Source organism: Micromonospora craterilacus, assembly GCF_003236315.1.
Taxonomy (GTDB): domain Bacteria; phylum Actinomycetota; class Actinomycetes; order Mycobacteriales; family Micromonosporaceae; genus Micromonospora; species Micromonospora craterilacus.
In genome coordinates this window covers 1-1,407 of record NZ_POTY01000475.1, presented here as the reverse complement: position 1 = coordinate 1,407, position 1,407 = coordinate 1, and the positions used below count along the sequence as shown (strand labels likewise).

Sequence of the window (1,407 nt, the reverse complement as noted above, 5' to 3'; positions counted from 1 at the left end):
GGCCCGGTATGTGCCGAGCCCGCCCGCTCCGGCTGTGCCCGAGCCGGACCTGCACGTTGTCAGCGTTGCAGGGTCAGTACTCCCGGGCGGTAGGGCAGGAGGCCGTAGTCGCCACCGGAGTTGGGGGAACGTCCCTGGTAGAGCAGTTGCAGGTTGCAGGGGTCCACGGTCATGGTCTGGTCGGCGTTGCTGCGGATCAGCTCGCCGTGGCTGATGTCGTTGGTCCAGGTTGCGCCACTGTTGGCCTTGCCCGCGAACGGGTTGCTCTCCGTCGCGGCCTGCGGCGTCCAGCTGCCACCCAGGCTGGTGGCGGTGAACGATCGGAAGTACCGACCCTGCGAGCCGATAGCCTCGACGATCATGAGGTAACGCTGCTGGCCCTGGAGTTTGTACACCTGCACACCCTCGAAGAGGTTGTTCGTGGTGTCGGTCATGATCGTCGTGTAGTTCGATCCGAAGCTGCCCGGGAAGTTCCCGATCGGCATGCTGGCCCGGTAGATCCGACCGTTGTCACCGGCGAAGAACAGATACATGTTCTGGTCGTCACCGATCAACGCCTGATCGATCGGCCCGGTGCTGGAGTTGGAGATGCTGCCGGTGAACAGGTTCTGGTGCGCCGACCAGCTGTTGACGTTGGTGGGGTCGGTCGAGGTCCGGTAGGAGAAGGCGGGGCCACCCCACTGGTAGGCCAGTACCCAGACGTTGCGGGGCGCGAAGTAGAACAGCGACGGCGCCACCGCCGCGAAGGGCATCTGGTTCTGGCTGGCCGAGCCCATCTGGTTCCAGTTCGAGAACAGACCGAAGTTCATCGAGCCCCACGTCGTGCCCGTGTCATGCGTGGTCGCGTAGACCAGATGCTGACCGTTGTACGGCGCGTAGGTGAAGTCCTTCAACGACACCCAACCCGACCTCGGCTGCGCCAACGCACCCGACGACGACCACCGGTACGACGACGGCAGATTGCACGTACCGCCGGTGGGCGTGGGCGTCGGAGTGGCCGTCGGCGTCGGGGTGGGACCGCCGAGCGAGACGAGCCGGAACTGCTGGTTGGTCTGTCCGTTGCAGTCGTAGAGCTGGACCTGGGCACCGTTGCTGGTGCTCCAGACGTCCAGGCATCGTCCGGACTGGACGCCGGTGATTGTGCCGTTGGAGTTGACGTTCCACTGTTGGTTGGTCTGGTTGTGGCAGCTGTAGATCTGGACCGCGGCACCGTTGCCGGAGCCGGCCGCGTCCAGACACATGTCGCCGTACACCCGTAGTTGTCTGTCGGTGGTGTACGTCCACGACTGGTTGGACTGCTTGTTGCAGTCGTAGAGCTGGACCCGGGTGCCGTTGGACCGTGATGCATTGGGTACGTCGATGCATCGGCCCGACTGGGTGCCGACGATCTCGCTGGCGGATCCGGGC

At 64.7% G+C, this 1,407-nt stretch carries 1 protein-coding gene; it reads right to left on the bottom strand.

What is annotated here, in order from left to right; genetic code table 11:
* Positions 1–59: 59 nt before the first annotated feature.
* Positions 60–1,407 (bottom strand): non-reducing end alpha-L-arabinofuranosidase family hydrolase (locus C1I95_RS33900; RefSeq protein ID WP_199524041.1); only part of this gene is annotated, 1,348 nt, incomplete at its 5' end.